This is a genomic window from Agromyces sp. SYSU T00194 (genome assembly GCF_040496035.1).
Taxonomy (GTDB): Bacteria; Actinomycetota; Actinomycetes; order Actinomycetales; family Microbacteriaceae; genus Agromyces; species Agromyces chitinivorans.
On record NZ_JBEPJZ010000002.1, the window covers coordinates 572,905 to 597,505 of the forward strand.

The window sequence follows — 24,601 nt, forward strand, 5'->3', positions numbered from 1 at the left end:
ATGCTACCCGCTGCCGCGGTCAGCGCCTGCGCTGGCAGCGCGGGCAGCGGTGCGACGACCGGTTCATGAACTGCTCGCGCACGATCGGGGTGCCGCAGCGCGGGCACGGGCGGCCCTGCTGCCCGTAGGCGTTCAGCGAGTGGGCGAAGTAGCCGGATGCCCCGTTGACGTTGACGTACTGGGCGTCGAAGCTCGTGCCGCCCTCGGCCAGCGCGCGCTCGAACACCTCGCGCACGGCCGCGAGCAGGCGTCGTGAACGCACCGGCCCGACGGCCGATGCCTGCTCGTCGTAGTGCACGCGCGCCGACCAGAGCGCCTCGTCGGCGTAGATGTTGCCGATGCCGCTGACCAGGTTCTGGTCGAGCAGCGCGCGCTTGACACCCGTGCGCCGCGTGGCGAGGGCGGCGAGGAACCTGCGGTCGTCGAACGCCGGATCGAGCGGGTCGCGGGCGATGTGGGCGACGGGCACCGGGAGGCGCGTGCGCCACGCGGCATCCGCCTCGCCCGCATCACCCGAGTACCCGGCCGGAGCACCGTCGTCGGTCTCCACGAGGCGCTCGACCGCGAGGGAGCCGAAGATGCGCTGGTCGACGAAGTCGATCGCGAGGTCGCCGTGCCGCGGGGACGAGACGTGCAGGCGCGCGCGCAGCAGGGGCACGAGCGGCGCATCGGGCGTGCGCAGCAGCAGTTGGCCGCTCATGCCGAGGTGCGCGAGCAGGGCACGGCCGGTGTCGAGGGGCATCCAGAGGAACTTGCCGCGCCGCACGGCCGCCTCGATGCGGGCGCCGGTGAGCAGCTCGTCGAAGGGGCCCGACGCCGGGTCGTGGCGCCGCAGCGACCGGGGTTCGAACACCTCGACGCCGAGGACTCGTGAGCCGGTGACGGCCGGCGCGAGGCCCGCCCGGACGACCTCGACCTCGGGCAGCTCCGGCATGCTCAGTCGGCCGTGATGCGCGTCCAGGCGTCGAGCGCGGCGGCCATCTCGGCCTGCTTCTTGCTCGTGCCCGACCCGGTGCCGGTGACCAGGTCGCCGACGGCGACCGTCGCGGCGAAGACCTTGTTGTGGTCGGGGCCCGACTCGGTGACCGTGTACGCCGGCGCCGTGGCGCCGCGGCGTGCCGCGATCTCCTGCAGGCTCGTCTTGGGGTCCATGGCCGCGCCGAAGCGATCGGGATCGGCCATCAACGGGCCGACGAGCCGGAGCACCAGGTCGGTGGCCGCATCCGGACCCGCGTCGAGGAAGGTCGCGCCGATGATCGCCTCCACCGTGTCGGCCAGGATCGACGCCTTGTCGTGGCCGCCGGTCATCGATTCCCCGCGACCGAGTCGGATGTGCGGGCCGAGGCCGATGGTGCGCGCCACCTCCGCGAGCGCGACGCTCGAGACGAGGCTGGCGCGACGCTTCGCGAGGTCGCCCTCGTCGAGGTCGGGGTGATCGCGGTAGAGCGACACCGTGACGGCCTGCCCGAGGATCGAGTCGCCCAGGAACTCCAGGCGCTCGTTCGTCGGGATGCCGCCGTGCTCGTACGCGAACGACCGGTGCGTGAGGGCGAGCAGCAGGAGATCGGGGTCGAGCTCGACCTGCAGCGTGCGCTGCAGCGCGTCGAGACTCGCCGTCTCCTCGGGGCTCCGCTCCGTCACCACCGGTCGTTCGTCGTCAGCGAGCAGTTGCCGATCAGACGTCGGCGACCTTGCGGCCCTTGTACTCCAGGAACAGCGGCGTACCGGCCGAGTCCTCCACGACCTTCGCGCGGTGCGGGAGGCTGTAGGTGACCTTGCCGTTCTCGACGGTCTTCACGAGCGCAGGGGCCTGCGCCTTCCACTGCGAGCGGCGCGCGTGGGTGTTGGCGCGCGACTTCTTCCGCTTGGGAACAGCCATGACTCTCTCTCAATCTCTCTGCTGGTCGGCATCGGAGGACGTGTCCGTGCCAGGGTCCGTGGAAGCCTCGAAGTCCGCGAGCGCGTCCCACCGCGGGTCGCGGTGTTCTCTCGCGGCGAGTTCCGGGTGTTCCTCCAGCCGAAGCCCGGTCTCTGGGTCGAGACCCGGGCAATCCGGCCGGCACACCGGCTGGAACGGCAGTGCAAGGACCACCGCATCGCGGATGAGCGGTTCAAGATCCACGTGGTCGTCTTGAACCTCATACTCGAAAGCTTCACCGGAATGATACGCGAAAAGCTCCTGGAACTCGACTTCGACCGGCAGGGAGATGTCGCGCAGGCATCGTCCGCACTGTCCGGTGGCCGTCGTGTCGACCTCCGCGGTCGCGAGGATGCCCTCGTGGACGGACTCCAGCCGCGCGTCGATCGTGATCGGATCGCCCGCCCCGACCGAGACCAGGCCCTCGCCCAGCGCCTCCGGCGCGAACGCCTCGATGCGCTGCTCGCGCATCTGGCCGGGACGCCCGGTCAGGTCGCGGATGTCGATGCGGTAGGGGGTGCTCGTGGATGCCACGAGCCCAGAGTCTACGCGTCCGCCGGGCGCTCGCGGCCGCGCATCGGCGATTCGCGGCGCTGCATCAGGGAGACGGGCACGGCGGCGGCGCGGAACCGCTCGGCGGGCTGCACGCCGTGCTCGAGGGCGCGCACCACGGTGTCGAGGTCGCGCGTGAGCGGATGGTCCGGCCGGACCGCCTGCCGCCCGAACCGGTGCCGCTCGACCGCCCCGAGGAGCGTCTCGAGCGCCGCACGCGCCTGCGCGTCGTCGCGGAGTCCGTCGCGAGCGGCCAGGCGCGCCGCGAACCCGCGCGGCGACTCCGTGACGAGCGGTGGGTCGCCGAGGTCGGTCGCGGTCGCCTCCACCTCGGACCACGCCGCCGCAGCGGCATCCGTGCCGTCCCAGGCCCGACGACGACGCCACGCGCGCACCGCACGTCGGGCGACCGCCGGGATCGAGAGCAGGAGCGCCACGATGAGCACGCCGAGGCCCAGTCGCGCGAGGGGCGCGGCGCGATCGGCCGCCGCGCCCGCCGCGGAGCCGTTCGTCGGGTCGTCGGGGATCGCCGGGCCGGCCTCGGTCGCGGGTGCGGACGCGCCCGGCGTCGGCGCCGTCGTCGCCCCGGGATCGCCGAGCACCGAGACGCGCGAGTAGTCCGGCACGGAGCCGCGCCCGGGCGTCGGCTCGAACGGCATCCACCCGATGCCCTCGAAGTACAGCTCGGGCCACGCGTGCAGGTCGTGGGTGTCGACGTCGTAGCGCGCCTCGCCGGCCAGCGCGCCGGTGCCGCGCGTGCCGCCCGTGTACCCGAGCGAGATGCGCGACGGGATGCCGGCCTCCCGGGCCATCACCGCCATCGTCGAGGCGAAGTGCACGCAGTAGCCCTCCTTGACCTCGAGGAACTCGGCGATGACGTCGAAGCTGCCGCCGTCGTAGCCCTCCTCGACCGGCGACTCGGTGGAGTACGAGAACTCCGAGCTGCGCAGGTAGCGCTGGATGAGCACGGCCGCGTCGTACGGCGATCCCGCCGACGCGGTCACCTCGGCGGTCGTCTCGCCGATGATGTCGGGCACCCCGCCGGGCAGCTCGAGGAACCGCTCCATCTCGTCGGGCAGCGCCCGGCTGGCCGTGCGGAGCTGTTCGGGCGTCGGGTCGAGGTCGAGGTGGGTCACGACGTAGCGCTGGCCTGCGGTGTCGTCGTCGGCGCTCGCCACCGCGAGCGACTCCGCGTCCCAGAACCAGGAGCCCTGCAGTCCCTGCACGGAGCGCGCCGGGTAGGGCACGGGGAGCCAGGTCGTCACGACCGAGTCGACGACGACCGTGGTGCGCACGAGGCTGCGCGCCACCCCGAGGTCGAGGCCGGGCGGGGACGGGAAGTCGTCGACCGTCTGGTCCTCCACGAGCGGCGCCTGGGTCGCCGACCACACGTCGCCCTCGAACCGGTCGAGCGTGAGCAGGGTGAAGTACGGCCGCTCGCCGCCCGTCGTCGAGTAGTGCAGCGCGGCGAGCGGCTCCGGCCGGCGCAGGTCCTGCCCGAGGTCGATGAACGGGTTCACGCCGCGGGAGAACAGCGGCCCCCGGTCGCCGGTGCCGAACAGGTACGGGTTGGTGATGCTCGGGGTGGCCTGGGCGAGCACGGCCGCGACCAGGAGGCCGACGCCCGCCAGCCCGAGGGTGGCGCCGACGGTCGACGAGCCCGGGGTGCGGTGCGGTGCGGTGACGCGCGGCGCGGCGACGTCGTCGGGGTCGACCGCGAGCTCGCCCCGGCGCCGCACCGCCACGTCGACGCGCAGCAGCAGCAGGTAGGTCGCACCGGTGAGCAGCACGGTCCAGAAGTCGGTACCGCCCTCGACGATGAATCCGGGCACCGCGACCGGCAGCAGCGCGGGGATCGCGGCCATCGCCGGGACGCGGAGGGAGATGACGACGATGTCCGCGACGACCGCCACCAGTCCCGTGGCGAGCGACAGCACGAACAGGATGCCCGGCACGGCGATCGCGGGCGTCGACTGCTGCACGATCGAGGCCTGCCCGGCGGACGCGAGTTCGCCGAAGTGCGCGAAGGTCGCGCCCGTGGGCACGATGCCCGCGATGGCGGTGCCGGCGCCGAAGAGCACCGTGAGCACCACCACGAGCACCACGATCTGCAGCACCGGCACGAGCGACGCGGGGGTGCGGAGGATGCGCAGGCCGAGCCCCGAGGCGAACACGCTCGCCGCGACGAGTGCGCAGAGCCACCACCAGGCGCTCCCGGCCAGCAGCGGTCCGAGCGCGGTCAGCGCGACCGCGGTCAGCCCGAAGGCCGACGCGACCAGTGCCGCGGACTGCAGCACGGTCAGGGGCGGGGTCTCAGGCCGCATCGCCCGCTCCCTGCTCGGGGGCCACCGCATGCCACGCCGTGGGGATGTCCTGCGCCGAGCGGACCGGGATGCAGCGCCACCCGGCGTCCTCGAGGTCGCCGACGAGGGTGCCCCGGACCGTCTCCAGCACGAACGCCACGGCAGGCTCGAACGCCGGGCGCATGACGGCGAGCGCGGCGGCCTCGTCGGGGGCGATGTCGACCAGCACGGCGAACGCGGGTCGCCGGGCCCGGCCGCCGACGCGACGCGGGTCGTCGTGGGGCGCGCCGGACCGGTCCCCCGTCGCCGTGCGCGTGCCCGGGCTCGCGAGGTGCGCGAGCCCCTCCAGCAGCGCCCGTTCGCCGGTGCCGCCCTGGTACTCGACGGGCGCGTCCCCGAACAGCCCGCCCGCGCGACGACGCGGGCCGGGCTCCAGCTGGCTCGGCCCGGTCTCCGAGACGGTGACGCGGAATCCGCCGCGGAGCAGGTGGACGCCCACCGACGCGGCGATCTCCACCCCGAGCTCGAACGGGTGGTGGTACCGGTCCTCGCCGACCGCGAACGACGTGCGGCCGCGGCCGTGCAGGGCGGTGTCGACGATGATCCGGGCATCCGGATCGCTGCGCTGCTCCTCCTGGCGCACCATGATCTCGCCGTGACGGGCCGTCGCCGGCCAGTTCACGCGTCGCAGCGGGTCGCCGTGGCGGTACTCGCGCGCGATGAGCTCGTCGGCGTTCGGGTGGGACTGCCGCTGGAGCTCGAGGAGCACCCCGTCGAGGCTGGCGGGGCCGCCGGCGGATGCACCGAGCGAGGTCACCCGGGGGGTCGCGACGAGGTCGTGGGAGCGCCCGTAGCCGCGCTCGATGCGGGCGAGGCCGAACGGATCGGACAGCGACACCCGCAACGGACCGGCCGCGAACACGCCGCGCCGCGGCAGCCGCAGCGTGTACTCCAGCCGCACGGTGTCGCCGCCGCCCGCCGGTCCGCCCTCCCAGCGTCCGAGCGGCGGCAGCACCGACTCGGCCGGCGTCTCCAGGTGCGCCGCCTGGTCGCGCCAGCGGGCGCCGTCGAGGGTGCGCCGCCCGCGGTTGCGCACCGTCGCCGACGCGGTCGTCGTGCCGCCCGCCGCGACCACCCCGGGCACGAAGCTGCGGGTGACGTCGAGCCGCGGCACGCGCCAGGCCACGAAGGCGAGCGCGACCGCCGGGACGGCGATGCCGATGAGGCCGAACAGGATGAAGTCGCGCCGATCGAGCACGAGCGCGTTCAGGAAGACGATGACGCCGGCCGCGATCAGCACGGCTCCGCGGCGGGTGGGCCTCGGCCAGTCGGCCAGGCGCGCTCCGGAACCGCCCGTCATGGGGTCACTTCCCCGCGGACGCCCCGAGGGGGATCGGGGTCGCCTGCACGATGCGCTCGACGATCTCCGCGACCAGCAGCTCGGCGTCGTTGTGGTGCTGGCCGAGCGCCCGGCTCGTCGGCACGAGGCGGTGCCCCAGCACGGGCCCGGCCAGCGCATCGACGTCGTCGGGCAGTGCGAAGTCGCGCCCGTGCATCGCCGCACGCGCCTTGGCCGCGCGCACCAGCTGGAGGGTCGCGCGCGGGCTCGCCCCGAGCCGCAGCTCGCGGTCGTCGCGGGTCGCTCGTACGATCGCGACGGCGTACTCCTTGACGGGCATCGACACGAACACGTTGCGCACCGCGACGATCATCGCCCGGAGGTCGGCGTCGGACACCACGGCCTCGACCGCGTCCAGCGGGCTGGAGGTCTCGCGCGTGCCGAGCATCTCGAGCTCGCTCGCGTGGTCGGGGTAGCCCATCGAGATGCGCGCCATGAACCGGTCGCGCTGCGCCTCGGGCAGGGCGTACGTGCCCTCCATCTCGATCGGGTTCTGGGTGGCGACCACGGTGAACGGCTCGGGCAGCGGATAGGTCACGCCGTCGACCGTGACCTGGTGCTCCTCCATGCACTCCAGCAGCGCCGACTGGGTCTTCGGGCTCGCCCGGTTGATCTCGTCGCCGATGACGATGTTCGCGAACACCGGCCCCGGCTTGAAGGCGAACTCGCGGTTCGCCTGGTCGAACACGGAGACGCCCGTGACATCGGACGGCAGCAGGTCGGGCGTGAACTGGACGCGGCTCACCGAGCAGTCCACCGACCGCGCCAGCGCCTTCGCGAGCACGGTCTTGCCCACGCCGGGCACGTCCTCGATGAGGAGGTGCCCCTCGGCCAGCAGCACCGTGAGCGCCTGGGTGACGGCCTCGTGCTTGCCGTCGATGACGGCCTCGACGTTGGCGACGATGCGCTGGGCGGACTCGCCGACCGAGTCGGCCGGCATCCGGGGGCCGGCGACCGTCGCGTGCATCCCGTCGCCGCTCATGCCCGCGACGCTCCCTGGAGGTACTCCGCCACCACCGGCGGCACGTACGGCGCGACGTCGCCGCCGAGCGCGGAGACCTGGCGCACGAGCGAGCTCGAGACGTGCGCGTTGCCGGGGTCGGGCAGCAGGAACACGGTCTCGACCGCCGCGAGATTGCGGTTCACGATCGCCATCGGCGTCTCGTAGGCCACGTCGACCTGCGAGCGGATGCCCTTGACGAGCACCGAGGCGCCCACGTCGGTGCAGTAGTCGACGAGCAGGCCCACGCTCCAGGACGCCACGACGACCTCGCCGGCGATGTCGGCGTCGGCGATGGCCTGCTCGAGCAGCGACACGCGCTGCGCGATCGGCAGCAGGGCGGACTTGTCGGGGTTGTGCACCACGACGACGTGCACCTCGTCCCAGAGCCCGGCGGCCCGTTCGATCACGTCGAGGTGGCCGAGCGTGATGGGATCGAACGACCCGGGAACCACGGCGATCCTGCGCATGTCCTCCACACTAATGCGCGCCGGGCCGCCGCGAAGGGCCCCGTGGACAGGTTCAGGCCTTGTTCAGGAACTCCGACTCCGCGGCGTCGAGCCGATGGCGCACGGCCGCCGCGAGTTCCGGGTGCGCCGCGAGCGTCGGGTCGTCGTCGAGCACCTCCTGCGCGAGGCCGCGCGCCTCGACGATGAGGTCGCCGTCGCGGGCCACGCGCAGCAGCTTCAGCGACGACCGCCCGCCGGACTGGCTGCTGCCGAGCACGTCGCCCTCCTGGCGGAGCTCGAGGTCGATGCGGGCCAGCTCGAAGCCGTCCGTCGTGCCGGCGACCGCGTCGACGCGCTCCCTGGCGACGGTGCCCTCCGGTGCGTTGGTCACGAGCAGGCAGAGCCCCGGCACCGTGCCGCGGCCCACGCGCCCGCGCAGCTGGTGCAGCTGCGAGACGCCGAACCGCTCCGCGTCGAGCACCACCATCGTGGAGGCGTCCGGCACGTCGACGCCCACCTCGATCACCGTCGTCGCGACGACGACGTCGAGCCGCCCCTCGGCGAAGTCGCGCATGGTGGCCTCCTTCTCGTCGGCCGAGAGCCGCCCGTGCAGGGGCGCGATGCGCAGGCCGGCGACCTCCGGCGCCTCCCCGAGTCGCCGGACGACGTCGAGCACCGAGGCCAGCGGCACCGGTGCGGCGCCCTCGGGGACCGGTGCGTCCCCGGCATCCACCCCGTCGTCCTCCTCGACCTGCTTCGCCTCGATCGCCGGGCACACGACGAACGCCCGGTGGCCCTTCCCGACCTCCTCCGCGACCCGCGCCCAGACCCGTCCGAACCAGCCCGGCCGCTCGGCGAGCGGGACCACGAACGAGGAGATGCCCGGCCGCCCCGCGGGCAGCTCGCGGATGGTGCTCACGTCGAGGTCGCCGAACACGGTCATCGCGACCGTGCGCGGGATCGGCGTCGCCGTGAGCACGAGCACGTGCGGCGGCGCGGTGCCCTTCACCCGCAGCGCCTCCCGCTGGTCGACGCCGAAGCGGTGCTGCTCGTCGACCACGACCAGGCCCAGGTCGGCGAACGTGACGGTGTCGCCCAGCAGCGCGTGGGTGCCCACGACGATGCGGGCCTGGCCCGACGCCGCACGCAGGAGCGCCCGCTTGCGGTCGGCGGCCGGGAGCTGGCCCGTGACGAGCGTCGGCATGAGCTCGGCCGAGAGCTCGGGGCCGAGCGCGCGCGAGATGGAGCGCAGGTGCTGCGCGGCGAGCACCTCGGTCGGGGCCAGCAGCGCGGTCTGCCCGCCGGACTCCGCGACCGCGACCATGGCGCGCAGTGCGACGAGGGTCTTGCCGGAGCCGACCTCGCCCTGCACCAGCCGGTTCATCGGGACGCCCGAGTCGAGGTCGGCGGTGATCTCCGCGCCGACGGATCGCTGGTCGCCCGTGAGCGCGAACGGCAGCGCCGCGTCGAAGCGCTCGAGCAGGCCGCCCGCGTGCGCCTCGCGGCGCACCGTCTCGTGCGCGCGGCGCTCGGCACGCGTGGCGAGCAGCGCCGACTGCAGCACGAACGCCTCCTGGAACCGCAGCGCCGCGCGGGCGCGCGACCAGTCGCGCTCGTGCTCCGGACGGTGGATCGCCTCGAGCGCGGCGCGATGGCCGAGCAGCCCGCGTCGCTCGCGCACGTCCGGCGGCACGGGGTCGGCCACCTCCCCGAGTGCGTCGAGCACCAGGCCGATCGCCTTCTGCACCTGCCAGCTCGCGACCGTCGACGTCGCCGGGTAGATGGGGATGGGCGTCTCGGCCCAGCGCTTCGCGTCGGGGTCCTCGCCCGACGCCTCGAAGAGCTCGTAGTCGGGATGCGCGAGCTGGCGCGCACCGCGATACGACGTCACCTTCCCGGCGAACACGCCGCGCGCGCCCGGCACCAGCTCGGCGGCCCGCCACTTCTGGTTGAAGAACGTCAGCGTCAGCACCCCCGTACCGTCGGAGATCGTCACCTCGACGATGCTCCCCCGACGCTGGCGCATGCTCCGCTCGCGCACCTCGAGCACCTGCGCGACGATCGTGACGTTCTCCTCGAGCGGCAGCTCGGCGAGAGCCGTGAGCTCGCCGCGCCGGGCGTAGCGCCGCGGGTAGTGCCCGAGCAGGTCACCCGCGGTGACGTGCCCGAAGGCGCGCCGCAGTGCCCCCGACGTGCGGCCCCCGAGCAACCCGTCGAGCTTCGTGTCGAGACCGGCCCGCCCCGGGGCATCCGCTGCGCTCATGCCCCGGCCGTCGGCTCCGTCCCGGTGAGCGCGGCGATCTCGTCCTGCACGAACGTGTCGTCGGGGCGCTGCTCGGCGAGCTCCCGCTGGATCTGCAGCGCCTCGTCGGTGCGGCCGAGCGTGCGCAGGCACCGGCCGACGGCCCATCGGGCCACGTGCCGCTGCTCGGCCGACCCGTAGGCGTTGGCGAACTCCAGCGCCGACGCGAACTGCGCGAGCGCCCCGTCGGCGTCGCCCGCCTCGTGCAGCGTCCAGCCCAGGTTGTTGTGCAGGGCCACGCCCCAGCGCTTCAGGCGTCGGTCGCCGCTGCGGTCGACGAGCGCGAGCCCCTCCTCGGCCCACTCGCGCTCATGGCCCGTGTCGGCGATCGCGAGCATGTGCAGCGCGTCGAGCACCAGGAACGTGGTGTCGGCGGCGGCGGCCTCGCGCACCGCGCGGGTGAAGTGCCCGATCGCGTCGGCCGGGGCGCCGCGGGTGACCCGGAGCCGACCGCGCTCGAGCGCGATGCGTGCGCGGATCTCGCCCGCCTCGCGCGCGCGCCGCGCGGCCGTCGCCGCCTCGTCGTCATGGGGCTCGCCGTCAGGCCCGCCCTGCGGCTCGACGTCCGGCTCGACGTCCGGCTCGTCGCCAGTGTCGCCCGTGTCGCCCCCGGCGTCCGCCACGGCGGCGTGCGCGCCGCCGGCGGGCTCGACACCGGTCTCCGCCAGCGCGTCGAGCACGGCGTCGGCCTCGTCGAACTTCGACTGCAGTCCCAGCGCGCGGGCGAGCTGGGTCGCCATCACGGCACGCTGGTGCGCGTCGTACGAGTCGTCGTCCGACGCATCGCGGAACCGTTCCTCCGACACCTCCGGCGAACCGAAGTCCCACATCGCATCGAGCAGCTGCTGGTCCGCGGCACGGGTCCGGGCGGTCTCGTCATCCACGCCTCCATCATGGCAGCGCGCGGGCGCCGATCGGTAAGCTCGCCGCGATGACGCGCATCGTCGCCGGGTTCGCCGGCTCCCTCTCACTCACGGTTCCCCGGTCGGGCACCCGGCCGACGAGCGACCGCGTGCGCGAGGCGATCTTCTCCGCCCTCGAGGCCCGCGACGCGCTCGACGGCGCGCACGTGCTCGACCTCTACGCCGGTTCCGGGGCCCTCGGCCTCGAGGCGGCCAGCCGGGGCGCGGCGTCCGTCGTGCTGGTCGAGCGCGACCGGCAGGCCGCCGGCGTCTGCCGTCGCAACGCCGACGCGCTGCTCCGTGCGGCACGCGACCGCCGCCCGCCTCGGGTGTCGGTCGTCACCCGCGCGGTGCGCGGCCACCTGGAGCACGACACGACGGGCGGGTACGACGTTGTCTTCTCCGACCCGCCGTACGACCTCGGCGAACGGGAGCTGGCCGACGACCTCGCGGCGCTCGCCCCGCTGCTCGCGCCGGGCGCGATCGTGGTCGTCGAGCGCAGCGCGCGCAGCCCGGAGCCCGCGTGGCCGTTCGGCATCGAGCGCGACCGGCGCCGCGACTACGGCGAGACGACGGTCTGGTGGGCGGATGCCGCGGGCGATCCTCCCGCGGTCGACGTCGACGCTCAGCCGGCGCCGCCGTCCCAGTCCTCGTAGGGGTCCCAGCCCACCGGCTCGATGGGCCCGCCGTCGACGGACACCGTGCCCGCGGCAGCCGTCACCCGCCCGATCACGTCGAACGCGTCGGGCAGGTCGGCATCGGCCGGGAACGTCGCGAGCAGGCCGTGGTCCTCGGCGCCGAAGACGACCGGGCCGCCGGTGGCCCCGAGCGCGGCGGCGTCGAGGTCGATGCCCACGCCGCTCGCGTCCGCGATGCGCGCGGCGTCGCGCGCCAGCCCGTCGGAGACGTCGAGCATGGCCGTCGCCCCGGCCAGCGCGGCCGCGACGCCCGCGGCGACCGGCGGCTCGGGGCGCAGCTGCGCGGCCACGAGCGCCGGGTGCGCGGCCCGCACGGCCTCGGCGCGCCCGGGCTCCGGCTCGCCGTCGTCGTCGACCCCCTCGGCGAACAGCAGGGCGAGGCCCCGCGCCGCCTCGCCGCGACGGCCCGCGTGCGCGACCAGGTCGCCGGGGCGCGCTCCCGAGCGCAGCACCGGTGCGCGGCCGCCCAGGTCGCCGAACGCGGTCACCGCGATCGTGAGCGTCGCCGACACCGACAGGTCGCCGCCGACCACCCCGCACCCGGGCGCGAGCGCCGCGCACGCCTCGCGGAGCCCGTCGGCGATGCCCTCGAGCACCGACACCGGCGTATCGGCGGGAGCGGCGAGCGCCACGACCAGGGCCGTGGGCCGCGCCCCCATGGCCGCCACGTCCGAGAGGTTGGTCGCGGCCGCCTTCCAGCCGAGGTCGGCCGGGCGCGACCACGCGAGCCGGAAGTCGGGCCCGTGCACCATGAGGTCGGTCGTCACGACGAAGCGGCCGTCGGGGCTCGCGACCACCGCCGCGTCGTCGCCCGGACCCACGTGCGCCGCGTCGACCGCGGGCAGGCGCGCGACGACGCGCGCGAGCACCGCCGCCTCGGCGAGCTCGCCGACCGTCAAGGCGCCCGCGCCGGACGAGGGCTGGGAGGTCTGCGGCATGCACTCACGGTAGCCTGAACGGGATGCCTTCCTCCCCCTCGAGGCCCGCCGCGGCCCTCGTCGCCGCGCTGCTCGGGCTCCCCCTCGCCCTCGCCCTCGCGGGGTGCACCCGCACCGTCGCGCTGGAGCCCGCGGACGACGCGATCGACACCGGATGCGCCGACATCGTCGTGCGCCTGCCCGACGAGGTGGCGGGCCAGCCGCAGCGCCCGACCGACGCGCAGGGAACCGGCGCCTGGGGCGACCCCGCCGCGGTGCTGCTGCGCTGCGGGGTGGAGCCGCCCGCTCCGACGACGCTCGAGTGCGTCGACGTCAACGGCGTCGACTGGATCATCGACGACGCCGACGCGCCGCGCTACGTGTTCACCACCTACGGGCGGGTCCCGGCGACCGAGGTGATCGTCGACTCCGACCTCGCGTCGGGCACGTCGGCGCTGACCGACCTGGCGCTGGCGGTCTCGTCCGTGCCGGCCGAGCGCGCATGCGTCGGGGCGGACGAACTGCTCGACGAGTGACCCGCGCCGCTCAGATCGTGTAGTCGGGCTCCGGCTCGGCGCCGAAGCGCACCCGGCGCCCCGTGAGCTCGTCGATCTCGATGCGCACGAAGTTGCGCTTGACGGTCGCGATCCACGGCGTGAGCGGTTCCTGCTCCGCCGCGGCGATCTCGTCCTCGTGCTCGAGCGTGCGGGCGTTGCCCTTCGCGACCACGCTCCACCCCTCGTGCTCGCTGCGATCGTCGATCTCGAAGGCGACCCGGTGGTTGACCGTCACCCCGAACAGCTTCGTGCCCTCGGCGGTGCGGATCAGGATGCCGCCGTCGGCGGCGGCGTAGTTCACCGGGAAGATCTCGGGCTGGTCGGCGATCGACACCGCCAATCGCCCGAGTTCGTTCTCGACCAGGAGCGCCCAGCACTCCTCGGCGCTCAGTTCGACGATCGGTCCTCCGTTGTCGGCCATACCCCAATCTTGGCACGCGGGGCAGGGCGGGTCGAGTGACCTCCGGCATGTCCTGCGGGGCTAGCGCGGACCGCGCTCCGCACCGGTCTCGATGAGCTCCGTGATCAGCTCGGGGTAGGTCATGCCGGTGTGCTGCCAGCAGGTCGGGAACATCGAGATCGGCGTGAAGCCGGGCATCGTGTTCACCTCGTTGACGACGTACCCCTCGCCGGTCAGGAACACGTCGACGCGCGCGAGCCCCTCGCCGCCGATCGCCGCGAACGCGCGCTGCGCCACGCGCTGCAGCTCGTCGGACTCCCCCTCGCCGAGATCGGCGGGACAGACCAGGTCGATGCCCGGCGCGTCCAGGTACTTCGCCTCGAAGTCGTAGAACTCGCGGCCGGTGACGACGATCTCGCCCGCGACGCTCACGCGCGCCGGCTGCCCGTCGCGGCCCTCGAGCACGCCGCACTCGATCTCGCGGCCGGTCATCGCCTCCTCGACCAGCACGGTGCGGTCTTCCGCGAACGCCACGTCGAGCGCCGCGTCGAGCGCGGACCAGTCGGAGACCTTCGTCACGCCCACCGACGAGCCGGCACGCGCGGGCTTGACGAAGGCCGGGAGCCCGAGCGCGCGGATGCGCCGCTCCCACAGTCCGCGATCGGCCGCGAGAGCGGCGCGGGTCACGGTCACCCACGGCGCCACCGGGATGCCGGCGCCCTCGAGCACGGTCTTCGCGACGTGCTTGTCCATGGCGATGGCCGACGCGAGCACGCCGTTGCCCACGTACGGCACACCGCACAGCTCGAGCAGGCCCTGCACGGTGCCGTCCTCGCCGAACCGCCCATGCAGGATCGGGAATACGACGTCGACCTCGCCGAGCGAACGCTCGCCGGAGGCATCCGTCACCCGCAGTTCGCGCGACGACGTGCTCTCGGGCCAACGCACCCGGGTGCCGTTGTCGACCACCTCGGGCAGGTGGGCGGGGTCGAGGGCGAACCGGTCGGGATCGTCGGCCTCCAGCACGAACGCGCCGTCCCGCGTGATCCCCACCGGGATCACGTCGTAGCGGTCACGATCGATCGCCCGGAGCACGCCTCCCGCCGTCGCGCAGCTGATCGAGTGCTCGCTGGAACGTCCTCCGAAGAGCACCGCCACCCTGCGCCTGTCCATGCGTGTTCCTTTCGCCCTTCGGGTCGTCGTCGGGGTCGGTCGTCAGGTGCGGCGCGATGTCCTTGGGCTCGAGTTCGCCCGCGAGCACCTGGCGCACCTGCTCGACGATGGGCATCTCCACGCCGCGCGCCGCCGCCAGTTCGAGCACCGGCCCGACCGAGGCGAGACCCTCCGTGGTCTGCTGCATCTGCTTGACCACGTCGGCGAGCCGATACCCCTGACCGAGGAGCCTACCGGCCGTATTGTTACGGGAAAGTGGCGACTGACAGGTCGCGATGAGGTCGCCCAGTCCCGCGAGGCCCGACAGCGTCTCCGCCTGGGCACCGGATGCCACGGCGAAGTCGGTCATCTCGACCAGCCCGCGCGTGATGATCGAGGCCTTCGTGTTCTCGCCGTAGCCGACGCCGTCGACGATGCCGATCGCCACGGCGATGAGGTTCTTCAGCACGCCGCCGAACTCGGTGCCGATCACGTCGGTGTTCACGAACGAGCGGAAGTAGCGGTTGCTCGCGATGCGGGCGACCGCCTGCGCGGTCTCCAGGCTCGCCGAGGAGACGACGGCGGCGGTCGGCTGCTCCTTCGCGATCTCGAGCGCGAGGTTCGGCCCGGAGATGACGGCGATCTGCTCCGGGGGCAGTCGCAGCACGTCGGCGACGACCTCGCTCATGCGCAGGCCGGTGGTCTTCTCGACGCCCTTCATGAGCGACACCACGGTGGCGCGCGAGCCGAGGTGGGGCTGGGCGGCGACGAGGTTCTCGCGCAGCGCCTGGCTTGGCACCGACACGAACACGTGCTCGGCGCCCGCGAGCGCGAGGTCGAGGCGCGACGTCGCGCGCAGCGAGTTCGGCAGCTCGACGCCGGGCAGGTAGGCGGAGTTGCGGTGCTCGTCCTGGATCTCCTTCGCGAGCTCGGGGCGACGGGCCCAGAGCATCACGTCGGCCCCGCCGTCGGCGAGGATCTTGGCGAAGGTCGTGCCCCAGTTCCCCGCGCCGAGCACGGCGACGCGGGTGCGGTGGCGGAAGGCGCGTCGGTCCCTAGCCATCGAAGCGCCCCGTCTCGTTCTGGCGGTGCGCGGCCGGGTCCCAGCGCGCGACCGGCGCGGGCTCGCCGCGCAGGCCGGCGAGCAGTTCGGCGATCTCGTCCATCACGACGGCGGTCGCCGCGGTGAGCGTCGCCTGGTCGAGCGGGCCCTCGGCGTAGGCGGACAGGTCGAGCGGCTTCCCGACGGCGACGTGGATCGTCTTGCGCGGGAACGGGTGCAGCCGCTTGCCGTATCGCGGCATGAGCTCCTGCGTGCCCCAGTGGGCGACGGGGATCAGCGGGATGCCGCGCTCGAGCGCGAGGCGCACCGCGCCGGTCTTGCCGCGCATCGGCCAGAGGTCGGGATCGCGCGTGAGGGAGCCCTCGGGGTAGACGATGACCATGCGGCCCTTGTCGACCAGGTCCTGGGCGGCGCGCAGCGCGGCATGGCTGCGGGAGCCCGCGCGCTCGACGGGGATCTGGCCGCTGGTGCGGAGGAACCAGCCGACCACGGGCACCGTGAACAGCGACGCCTTCGCGAGGAAGCGCGGCAGCCGCCCGAGGTGCCAGGTGGCGACGCCCATGACGACCGGGTCGATCTCGCTGTAGTGGTTCGGCGCGAGCACGAACGCGCCCTGGGCCGGCAGCTTCTCGCCGTGGAAGCGGAGCCGCATCATCGCCGACATCGGCGGGAGGAGGAGCCCGGCGAGCAGCCAGAAGAACGAGGGCCTGCTGCGCTCCGAACGCTCGTTCGCACCGGAGTCGGGGGTCGACGCTTGCTGTTGCACCGACCCATTATCCCTGACGGTGCATGCCGGCCCCCGCACCCGGTGGCTAGGCGAGCAGGCGGAAGTCCGCGCCGAGCTGGCGCAGCTTGCCGATGAAGTCCTCGTACCCGCGGGAGATGATGCCCACGTTGCTGACCGTCGACCGGCCCTCGGCGCTCAGCGCGGCGATGAGGTGGCTGAACCCGCCGCGCAGGTCGGGCACCTCGATGTCGGCGCCGCGCAGGTGCGAGGGGCCGGAGATGACCGCCGAGTGCTTGAAGTTGCGCTGGCCGAAGCGGCAGCGCAGGCCGCCGAGGCACTCCTTGTGCACCTCGATGGACGCGCCCATCTCGACGAGCGCGTCGACGAAGCCGAAACGCTGCTCGTAGACGGTCTCGTGCACGATCGAGACGCCGTTGGCCTTCGTCAGGGCGACCACCAGCGGCTGCTGCCAGTCGGTCATGAAGCCCGGGTGCACGTCGGTCTCGATGATCGCCGGCTTCAGCTCGCCGCCGGGGTGGTAGAACCGGATCGCGTCGTCCTGGATCTCGAATGCGCCGCCGACCTTGCGGAAGACGTTGAGGAACGTGAGCATCTCCGACTGGTGGGCGCCGCCGACGACGATGTCGCCGTCGGTCGCGAGCGCGGCCGCGGCCCAGCTCGCCGCCTCGTTGCGGTCGAAGAGGGCGCGGTGGGTGTACCCGTCGAGCCGCTCGACCCCCTCGATGCGGATGACCCGGTCGGTGTCGACCGAGATGATCGCGCCCATCTTCTGGAGGATGTTGATGAGATCCATGATCTCGGGCTCGATCGCCGCACCGGAGAGCTCGGTGATGCCGTCTGCGCGCACGGCCGTCAGTAGCACCTGCTCGGTCGCGCCCACGCTCGGGTACGGCAGCGACACCTTGGCGCCGCGCAGCCCGTCGGGCGCCGACATGCGGATGCCGCTCGGGAGCTTCTCGACGAGCGCACCGAAGTTGCGCAGCACCTCGAGGTGGTAGTCGATCGGACGGTCGCCGATGCGGCAGCCGCCGAGGTCGGGGATGAACGCCTCGCCGAGGCGGTGCAGCAGCGGTCCGCAGAAGAGGATCGGGATGCGGCTGGAGCCGGCGTGCGCGTCGATGTCGGCGAAGTGCGCCGACTCGACGTCGGCCGGGTCGAGCAGCAGCCCGTCGCCGTCCTCCGCCTCGCGCACGCGCACGCCGTGGACCTCGAGGAGGCCGCGCACGATGCGCACGTCGGAGATGTCGGGCACGTTCCGCAGCAGGCTCGGCGTGTCGCCGAGGATGGCCGCGACCATCGCCTTGGTGACGAGGTTCTTGGCGCCCTTCAGCTCGATGCGCCCGCGGAGCGGCTTGCCCCCGTCGATCTCGATCCGGTCGCCGGTGAGCCCGACGGCCGTGCCATGCTGCTTCGCGTCGTCCACGAGTGTGTTCACGGTGTTCCTGATCCTGCCGGCTCCCGAGCTGGGAGCGTCTTCGGCTTCCATGCCGGCCGAGTCTCCTCGAACCGGGCGATGGCCCCCTCGTCCCGAAGGGTCAACGAGATGTCGTCGAGCCCCTCGAGCAGTCGCCACCGAGTGTAGTCGTCGATGTCGAAGGGCACGGTGAGGTCGGCGACGCTCACCGTACGGGCAACGAGGTCGACCGTCACCGGTATTCCCGGCTCGGCCTCGATGGCCTCCCAGATGCGCTCGATGTCCTCGTACGCGACCTGCGCGGCGAGCAGCCCCTGCTTGCCCGAGTTGCCGCGGAAGATGTCGCCGAACCGCGACGAGATGACCACCTTGAACCCGTAGTCGCGCAGCGCCCAGACGGCGTGCTCGCGACTGGAGCCGGTGCCGAAGTCGGGCCCGGCGACCAGCACGCTGCCCTCCTTGTAGTGCGGGTGGTGCAGCACGAACTCGGGGTCCTTGCGCCACTCGGCGAAGAGCGCGTCGTGGAAGCCGGTCTTCGTGACCCGCTTCAGGTACACGGCGGGGATGATCTGGTCGGTGTCGACGTTGGAGCGCCGCAGCGGGACGCCGACGCCGATCACGGTGTCGAACTTCTCCATGGCCTAGGCCCCTTCCTGCTCGAGGTCCCACGGGCTCGAGAGCGTGCCGCGCACCGCCGTGGCGGCCGCGACGAGCGGCGAGACGAGGTGGGTGCGCCCGCCCTTGCCCTGCCGGCCCTCGAAGTTGCGGTTGGAGGTGGACGCGCAGCGCTCCCCCGGCGCGAGCTGGTCGGGGTTCATGCCGAGGCACATCGAGCACCCCGCGAAGCGCCACTCCGCGCCGAAGTCGGTGAAGACCTTGTCGAGCCCCTCGGCCTCGGCCTCGAGCCGCACGCGGGCGGAGCCGGGCACGACCATGACGCGCACGCCGTCGGCCTTCGTTCGGCCCTGGATGATCGACGCGAAGGCGCGCAGGTCCTCGATGCGGCTGTTCGTGCACGAGCCCATGAACACCGCGTCGACCGCGATGTCCTTCAGCGGCGTGCCCGCCTCGAGGTCCATGTACTGCAGGGCGCGCTCGGCCGCGGCGCGGTCGTGCTGGTCGGCGATCGACGCCGGGTCGGGCACGCGATCGCTGAGCGACACGCCCTGGCCCGGGTTGGTGCCCCAGGTGACGAACGGCTCGAGCGCGTCCGCGTCGATGAACACCTCGGCGTCGAACCGGGCGCCCTCGTCGGTCGGCAGGGTCTTCCAGTACTCGACCGCCGCGTCCCAGTCCTCGCCCCGCGGGGCGTGGGCGCGACCTTCGAGGTAGGCGAACGTCGTCTCGTCGGGGGCGACCATGCCGGCGCGCGCACCGGCCTCGATCGACATGTTGCAGATCGTCATGCGGCCGTCCATCGACAGTGCGCGGATGGCACTGCCGCGGTACTCGAGCACGTAGCCCTGGCCGCCGCCGGTGCCGATCTTCGCGATGACGGCGAGGATGATGTCCTTGGCGGTCACGCCCGGTCGCAGCGTGCCCTCGACGTTGATCGCCATCGTCTTGAACGGCTTGAGCGGCAGGGTCTGGGTCGCCAGCACGTGCTCGACCTCGCTCGTGCCGATGCCGAACGCCATGGCGCCGAACGCGCCGTGGGTCGAGGTGTGCGAGTCGCCGCAGACGACGGTGATGCCCGGCATGGTGAGGCCGAGCTGCGGACCCACGACGTGCACGATGCCCTGCTCGACGTCGCCGAGCGAATGCAGGCGGATGCCGAACTCCTTCGCGTTCGTGCGCAGGGTCTCGATCTGGGTGCGGCTCGTGAGGTCGGCGATGGGCTTGTCGATCGCGAGCGTCGGGGTGTTGTGGTCCTCGGTCGCGATCGTGAGGTCGGGCCGGCGCACGGGGCGGCCGGCCATGCGGAGCCCGTCGAAGGCCTGCGGGCTGGTGACCTCGTGCACCAGGTGCAGGTCGATGTAGATCAGGTCGGGCGAGTCGCCCTCGCCCTGCTGCACCAGGTGCGCGGCCCAGACCTTCTCGGCCAGGGTGCGCGGGCGCGACTCGGTGGGGGGTGCTGCTGTCATGTTCGTCTTCCTCGATGGGGATGGTCAGCCGACGACGGACTCCGCGACGGGGAAGGCCTTAGGACGAGGACCCGTCGCGGCAACGAAGGAGAAGCCGAACGTGCTGCACCACTACAGGCTAGCACCGCCTCGGGGACCCGTCGGCGGCGCCTGCGGGCCGGAGCGGGCGACCGTGCTCCAGTCGCGACCGGATCGGATGCGATAGCGGCTGAGCAGTCGGGCCGACCGACCGGATGCCCGTCGGGCAGCGTCCAGCTCGCCGTCGGCGCGCGCCCACAGGCCGTGGACGCGCGCATCGTCGATCGGTGCATCGGAGAACACGGCGGCGTCCACGTCCGCCGCGATCGGGGCGAGCCGGGCGGCCGCGTCGGGCGCGCCCGCGCCCGCGAGGTCGGCCGCCACCTGGGTGCGGGTGCCGCGTCGCGGCACGTCGTACCCGAGCTCGGCGTACCCGTCGGCGAGCTCTTCCCAGGCGCCGGCGGCGCGGCGATCGCCGAGCGGGTGCCGGCGGCGGCGGCGCCGACGACGCGCCTTCAGCAGCGCCACCACGGCGAGCGGCACCAGCAGCAGCACCAGCGGCGCGCCGACGACGCCGACGACGACCCAGACCCACGCCGGCACGACGAACGGGTCGTCGCGCTCCTCGTCGTCGGTGTCGTCGATCTCCACGGTGCTCAGCAGGTCGTCGTCGCGCTCCTCCGCCCGCGGGGGCTGGCGCACCTGCGGCTGCGGCTCGGCCGCCGGTCGCGGCGTCTGCTCCTGCGGCACGTCGGTGTCGTCGGGCGTCGGGTGGAACGGCACCCAGCCGATGCCCTCGAACGGCACCTCCACCCACGCGGTCACGTCGGCGCCCACGACGTCGACCGACGCCGCATCCGCCGCCGCTCCGGGCGCGAAGCCCATGACCACCCGCGCCGGGTAACCGAGGTGGCGCACCATGAGTGCCATCGCCGAGGCGTACTGCTCCTCGTCGCCGACCATCTGCGAGCGCGTGAAGAGGTCGACCATGCGGTCGGCGCCGTGGCCGGCGCGCGAGGCGACCGCGTCGGAGGCGAGCCCGTGGCTCAGGAACCCCTCGGTGCGCAGGCCCGTCTCGATCGCGCGCAGCTGCTCGATGGGGGCGACGGCGTCGCCGACGTACTGGTCGGCGCGCGCCACGAGCACGTCGGGCACGGCGTCGACCGGCGGGAGCGGCGCGCGGGCGATCGGCACGTCGACGAGCGCGGCGTCGTCGGGCAGGGCGGCGTCGCGGACCGCGAGCACGTAGGCGTCGCCCGCGGCGACGCCGCCCGTGAGCACGGCGGTCGCGGACTCGGCGTCGTAGCGGAGCTCGTCGGCGCGCGCGGCCGCGGCGCCCTCGAGCACGAGGCCCGACGGCAGGCCCACGCTCGGCAGCCAGACGTCGTCGTACGCGGTGATGCGCACGGACACCTCGTGCGCATCCGCCGACGGCGTGCCGAGCGACGGATCGGGCAGCTCGCCGCCCACCAGGGCGAAGCCTGCGGCACCGCCGGCGTCGTCGGGGCCGGCCGCGTTCCAGAGCCTGCCGTCGTACGTGTCGAGCGACGCGAGGCGCACGACCTCGCCCTCCCGGAGGCCCTCCACCGTGAAGAGCGGCGTCTCGGCGAGGTCCTTCGTGTACGCGCGGAAGCCCGCGAGCGGGCTGTCGAACTCGAGCGGGTCGAACGGCGGGACGACCGCGTCGCGGAGCACGTAGCGCTCGGGCTGCACCGGAGCGAGCAGGGTCGCCGCCAGGCCGCCCGCCGCGACCGCGCCGACCACCACCACGATCGTGCCCGTGACGCGCGATCGGGCCAGCCGGCGGCTGCCCGCGGGGTCGGCCGATGCGTCGGGCACCACCCGGTCGCGCCGTCGCCGTCCGAGCCAGGCGAGCGCGATCGCCGCGAAGAGCACGCCGCGGAGCGGCCCGAGGAACGTCTCGTCGGTGCCCAGCAGGATGGATGCGACGACGAGCAGCACCGGGCCCGCGAGCAGCAGCGCCGCACGCCGGGCGGTGCGTCGCCGGGGCAGCCGGCGCGTCGCCAGGAGCGCGCCGACGAGCCCGACGAGCCACCCCGCGAAGTACGGCACGACGGTCAGGTACGCCGGCGCCTCGACCGGCGCCCGCAGGGTCACGATGTCCGCCCAGCCCCAGACGGCGCCGACGGCGAGGCCGGCGAGGGTCTCCGGCGTCGGCAGGACGAACCAGAGCGCCTGCTCGGGCATCGCGAGCGCGCTGCCGCACAGGACGTACGCCAGCATGCCGCCGAGCACCGCGTTCAGCAGGCCGAGGCCGAGGCGGTGCGCCGCGAGGCCCGCGACGGTGCCGACGACGAGGCCGCCGAGGCCGGCCAGCAGGTAGCCGCGGTCGCCGAACGCGGTCGCGAACCCGAGCAGGGCGAGCACCGCGAGCACGCCCGGGACGACGATGTCGACCCACGTTCCTGCGGGCAGGCGGCGGGCGGTCATCCGCGCACCTCCCGGACGACGCCCGGCAGCTCGTCGAGCCGGCCGACGGTGAGCACGGTGAGCCCGCCGACCGAGCGGATGCCCGCCGATGCGCCCTCCTCGGCCCGGAATGCGAGCGTCTGCGTGTCCGTGCCGAACAGGCGCTGCACGCTCCGGAACTCCGAGACCGGCAGGCGCGAGCCCGCGATCATCAGCACGACGCTCGGCGCGGCCAGTCGCGAGGTCTGCGCGCGGGCGAGGTCGCGCAGGCCCGCGTGCACGCCCGACACCGGCTCGACGCGGGCGCAGTCGTCGAGCAGCGCGGTGGGCGTGGCGGTGCGCAGCCGCAGTTCGTCGGTGACGACGTGCATCGTCGTGCCGTCGCGCACGACCTGCACCCCGAGCGACGCCATGATCGAGACGCCGAGCTCGAACTCGTCGTCGGAGGCGTAGTCGGCGGCGTCCGTCGAGTGCACGATGATCAGCTCGCTGCGCCGCGTCTCCTCGAACTGGCGCACCATGAGCGTGCCCGTACGGGCCGTCGTGCGCCAGTGCACGTTGCGCAGCGGGTCGCCGGGCTCGTATGCGCGGAGCGCGTGGAACGAGATGTCGTTGTCGGTGACCACGCGGGTCACCTCGCCCTCGAGGTCGCGCACGAGCCCTGCGGCCGACGGCTGGAGCCGCACCGTGACCGGGTGCACGAAGAGCTCGATCACCTCGGTCCAGCGCACCGTGCGGCGCAGGAGCCCGAGCTGGTCACCGCGCACCGAGATGGCCGGCCCCGCCGGAATGACCGCGCGTCGCGCGGTCGGCACCGCGAACAGTTCCTCGTGCTCGGCGCCGGGCGCGAGCGACGGAAGGGCGAACTCCGCCGCGCCGGCGCCCACGGGCAGCTCCATGCGCGCCGGGCTCGCGGGACGCGCCGCGACGTTGGCCACCAGCATCCGCCCCATCGCCCGCTCCCCCGCGACCACCCGGATCGGCTCGAGCGCGATGCCGACCCGGTACTGCGCACGGCCGAAGACGAACGCGATCGCGATCAGGACGGCGGCGAGCAGCGTGGCGCCGAGGAAGGTGAACTCGATCCAGCCGAACACGCCCGCGAGCACGAACGAGAGGGCCGCTGCGGCGAGCACCAGGCCGCCGGTCGCGGTCACGACCCCCGTCACCGGTGCCACCGCGTCGCGGGCGCGCGCCAGCACGGCACCCGCGATGCGGGAGCCGTTCGCGAGGCCGGAGCGGATGCCCGTGGCGGCGCCCCGCCAGGCGGAGACGCGCCCGCGCGGCGCGCCGGCGGGACCGGTCGGCGTCATGCCGCGCGGTAGGCGGGCGGGTCGACCTCGGCGAGGCATCCGCCCACGACCTGCTCGGCGGTCGCCCCGCGGAACGCGGACTCGGGGTCGACGATGATGCGGTGCGCCAGCACGGGCTCCGCCAGCTCGCGCACGTCGTCGGGTGTCGCGTAGGTGCGGCCCTGCGAGATCGCCCACGTCTTGACGGCGCGAGCGAGCGCGAGCGCGCCGCGCATCGAGACCCCGAGGGTGGTGTCGGCGTGCGCGCGGGTGGCCGCGACGATGCGGTGCAGGTAGTCCACCACCGCGGCATCGACGTGCACCTGCGACGCGAGCTCCGCCATCGCCGTGATCGAGGCGGGCGCGATGAGCGGCGACACCCCCTCCGAGCGCGAGCGGTTCGACGCGTCGAGCAGCAGCGCGACCGCCGTCTGGTGGTCGGGGTAGCCGAGCGAGGTCTTGATGAGGAAGCGGTCGAGCTGCGCCTCGGGCAGCGTGTACGTGCCCGCCTGCTCCACGGGGTTCTGGGTGGCGATGACCATGAACGGCCGCCCCACGTCGTGGGCGACGCCGTCGACGGTGACGCGTCCCTCCTCCATCACCTCGAGCAGCGCCGACTGGGTCTTCGGGCTGGCGCGGTTGATCTCGTCGGCGAGCACGACCGACGCGAAGATCGGGCCGCGGTGGAACTCGAACGCGCCCTTGTGCTGGTCGTAGATCGTGACGCCGGTCACGTCGGACGGCAGCAGGTCGGGCGTGAACTGGATGCGCGAGCTCGACCCGTCGAGGGTGTTCGCCAGCGCCTTCGCGAGCTGCGTCTTGCCCGTGCCGGGGACGTCCTCGAGCAGGACGTGGCCCTCGGTGAGCATCGCCGCCACGACGAGCCGGATCACGTCGCGCTTGCCCATGATCGCCCGGTCGACGTTGCCGACCAGGCGGGTGAAGGCGTCGTGGAACCAGTCGGCCTGTTCCTGCGTCACGGTCATGCGATCTCCTCGGGGTG

23 protein-coding genes are annotated in these 24,601 nt (G+C 73.7%); 2 read left to right on the forward strand and 21 right to left on the reverse strand.

Going from position 1 to position 24,601, the window contains the following annotated elements; all coding sequences use genetic code 11:
- Positions 1-19: 19 nt before the first annotated feature.
- The 10 genes from mutM to ABZK10_RS15540 are packed head-to-tail and all read right to left on the reverse strand — an operon-like array spanning position 20 to position 10,807.
- Positions 20-934: a bifunctional DNA-formamidopyrimidine glycosylase/DNA-(apurinic or apyrimidinic site) lyase gene (gene mutM / locus ABZK10_RS15495; protein WP_353810185.1), complete on the reverse strand. Its 915-nt coding sequence runs from the start codon at positions 932-934 to the stop codon at positions 20-22.
- 2 nt (positions 935-936) lie between these two features.
- On the reverse strand, positions 937-1,641 hold the full coding sequence (rnc, locus tag ABZK10_RS15500) for a ribonuclease III (protein WP_353810186.1): 705 nt from the start codon (positions 1,639-1,641) through the stop codon (positions 937-939).
- 34 nt (positions 1,642-1,675) lie between these two features.
- Complete coding sequence (gene rpmF, locus ABZK10_RS15505) at positions 1,676-1,879, reverse strand: 50S ribosomal protein L32 (RefSeq protein ID WP_281886190.1); 204 nt, start codon at positions 1,877-1,879, stop codon at positions 1,676-1,678.
- A gap of 9 nt (positions 1,880-1,888) precedes the next feature.
- Positions 1,889-2,452, reverse strand: coding sequence for a YceD family protein (locus ABZK10_RS15510; RefSeq protein WP_353810187.1), 564 nt, complete (start codon positions 2,450-2,452; stop codon positions 1,889-1,891).
- Between the two features lie 11 nt (positions 2,453-2,463).
- A complete protein-coding gene (locus ABZK10_RS15515) occupies positions 2,464-4,794 on the reverse strand; it encodes a transglutaminase TgpA family protein (protein ID WP_353810188.1) in 2,331 nt (776 codons plus the stop codon).
- A complete protein-coding gene (locus ABZK10_RS15520; RefSeq protein WP_353810189.1) occupies positions 4,784-6,133 on the reverse strand; it encodes a DUF58 domain-containing protein in 1,350 nt (449 codons plus the stop codon). Before ABZK10_RS15520 ends, ABZK10_RS15515 begins: the two co-directional genes overlap by 11 nt.
- Positions 6,134-6,137: 4 nt before the next feature.
- Positions 6,138-7,112, reverse strand: coding sequence for an AAA family ATPase (locus tag ABZK10_RS15525; RefSeq protein ID WP_353810562.1), 975 nt, complete (start codon positions 7,110-7,112; stop codon positions 6,138-6,140).
- A gap of 38 nt (positions 7,113-7,150) precedes the next feature.
- On the reverse strand, positions 7,151-7,642 hold the full coding sequence (gene coaD, locus ABZK10_RS15530) for a pantetheine-phosphate adenylyltransferase (RefSeq protein WP_353810190.1): 492 nt from the start codon (positions 7,640-7,642) through the stop codon (positions 7,151-7,153).
- A gap of 52 nt (positions 7,643-7,694) precedes the next feature.
- Positions 7,695-9,884, reverse strand: a complete 2,190-nt coding sequence (locus ABZK10_RS15535; protein WP_353810191.1) for an ATP-dependent DNA helicase RecG — start codon at positions 9,882-9,884, stop codon at positions 7,695-7,697.
- A complete protein-coding gene (locus tag ABZK10_RS15540) occupies positions 9,881-10,807 on the reverse strand; it encodes a hypothetical protein (protein ID WP_353810192.1) in 927 nt (308 codons plus the stop codon). Before ABZK10_RS15540 ends, ABZK10_RS15535 begins: the two co-directional genes overlap by 4 nt.
- 47 nt (positions 10,808-10,854) lie before the next feature.
- Between ABZK10_RS15540 and rsmD the strand changes: the two genes are divergently transcribed.
- The gene (rsmD, locus tag ABZK10_RS15545; RefSeq protein ID WP_353810193.1) at positions 10,855-11,481 is read left to right on the forward strand and encodes a 16S rRNA (guanine(966)-N(2))-methyltransferase RsmD; all 627 of its coding nucleotides are present in this window, start codon (positions 10,855-10,857) and stop codon (positions 11,479-11,481) included.
- On the opposite strand, the gene thiL is transcribed toward rsmD, so the two are convergent.
- The gene (gene thiL, locus ABZK10_RS15550; protein WP_353810194.1) at positions 11,451-12,461 is read right to left on the reverse strand and encodes a thiamine-phosphate kinase; all 1,011 of its coding nucleotides are present in this window, start codon (positions 12,459-12,461) and stop codon (positions 11,451-11,453) included. The genes rsmD and thiL overlap by 31 nt on opposite strands.
- Before the next feature lie 23 nt (positions 12,462-12,484).
- On the opposite strand from thiL, the gene ABZK10_RS15555 reads away from it, so the two are divergent.
- Positions 12,485-12,976, forward strand: coding sequence for a DUF3515 family protein (locus tag ABZK10_RS15555; protein WP_353810195.1), 492 nt, complete (start codon positions 12,485-12,487; stop codon positions 12,974-12,976).
- Positions 12,977-12,986: 10 nt separating this feature from the next.
- Here the strand turns inward: ABZK10_RS15555 and ABZK10_RS15560 are convergent, their stop codons facing one another.
- From ABZK10_RS15560 to ABZK10_RS15605, 10 genes are all read right to left on the reverse strand, one after another.
- Complete coding sequence (locus ABZK10_RS15560; protein ID WP_353810196.1) at positions 12,987-13,418, reverse strand: pyridoxamine 5'-phosphate oxidase family protein; 432 nt, start codon at positions 13,416-13,418, stop codon at positions 12,987-12,989.
- Between the two features lie 60 nt (positions 13,419-13,478).
- Positions 13,479-14,570, reverse strand: a complete 1,092-nt coding sequence (locus tag ABZK10_RS15565; protein ID WP_353810197.1) for a D-alanine--D-alanine ligase family protein — start codon at positions 14,568-14,570, stop codon at positions 13,479-13,481.
- The gene (locus ABZK10_RS15570; RefSeq protein ID WP_353810198.1) at positions 14,470-15,612 is read right to left on the reverse strand and encodes an NAD(P)H-dependent glycerol-3-phosphate dehydrogenase; all 1,143 of its coding nucleotides are present in this window, start codon (positions 15,610-15,612) and stop codon (positions 14,470-14,472) included. The genes ABZK10_RS15565 and ABZK10_RS15570 overlap by 101 nt, the downstream gene beginning before the upstream one ends.
- Positions 15,605-16,276 (reverse strand): lysophospholipid acyltransferase family protein, encoded by a 672-nt coding sequence (locus tag ABZK10_RS15575; RefSeq protein WP_353810563.1) that lies wholly within the window; start codon positions 16,274-16,276, stop codon positions 15,605-15,607. The genes ABZK10_RS15570 and ABZK10_RS15575 overlap by 8 nt, the downstream gene beginning before the upstream one ends.
- Positions 16,277-16,424: 148 nt before the next feature.
- On the reverse strand, positions 16,425-17,795 hold the full coding sequence (gene murA, locus ABZK10_RS15580; RefSeq protein WP_353810199.1) for a UDP-N-acetylglucosamine 1-carboxyvinyltransferase: 1,371 nt from the start codon (positions 17,793-17,795) through the stop codon (positions 16,425-16,427).
- The gene (leuD, locus tag ABZK10_RS15585; RefSeq protein WP_353810200.1) at positions 17,792-18,412 is read right to left on the reverse strand and encodes a 3-isopropylmalate dehydratase small subunit; all 621 of its coding nucleotides are present in this window, start codon (positions 18,410-18,412) and stop codon (positions 17,792-17,794) included. Before leuD ends, murA begins: the two co-directional genes overlap by 4 nt.
- Before the next feature lie 3 nt (positions 18,413-18,415).
- Positions 18,416-19,858: a 3-isopropylmalate dehydratase large subunit gene (leuC, locus tag ABZK10_RS15590; RefSeq protein WP_353810201.1), complete on the reverse strand. Its 1,443-nt coding sequence runs from the start codon at positions 19,856-19,858 to the stop codon at positions 18,416-18,418.
- Positions 19,859-19,969: 111 nt separating this feature from the next.
- Positions 19,970-22,327, reverse strand: coding sequence for a transglutaminase domain-containing protein (locus ABZK10_RS15595; protein WP_353810202.1), 2,358 nt, complete (start codon positions 22,325-22,327; stop codon positions 19,970-19,972).
- On the reverse strand, positions 22,324-23,619 hold the full coding sequence (locus ABZK10_RS15600; protein ID WP_353810203.1) for a DUF58 domain-containing protein: 1,296 nt from the start codon (positions 23,617-23,619) through the stop codon (positions 22,324-22,326). The genes ABZK10_RS15595 and ABZK10_RS15600 overlap by 4 nt, the downstream gene beginning before the upstream one ends.
- Positions 23,616-24,584, reverse strand: a complete 969-nt coding sequence (locus tag ABZK10_RS15605; RefSeq protein ID WP_353810204.1) for an AAA family ATPase — start codon at positions 24,582-24,584, stop codon at positions 23,616-23,618. The genes ABZK10_RS15600 and ABZK10_RS15605 overlap by 4 nt, the downstream gene beginning before the upstream one ends.
- Positions 24,585-24,601: the final 17 nt, after the last annotated feature.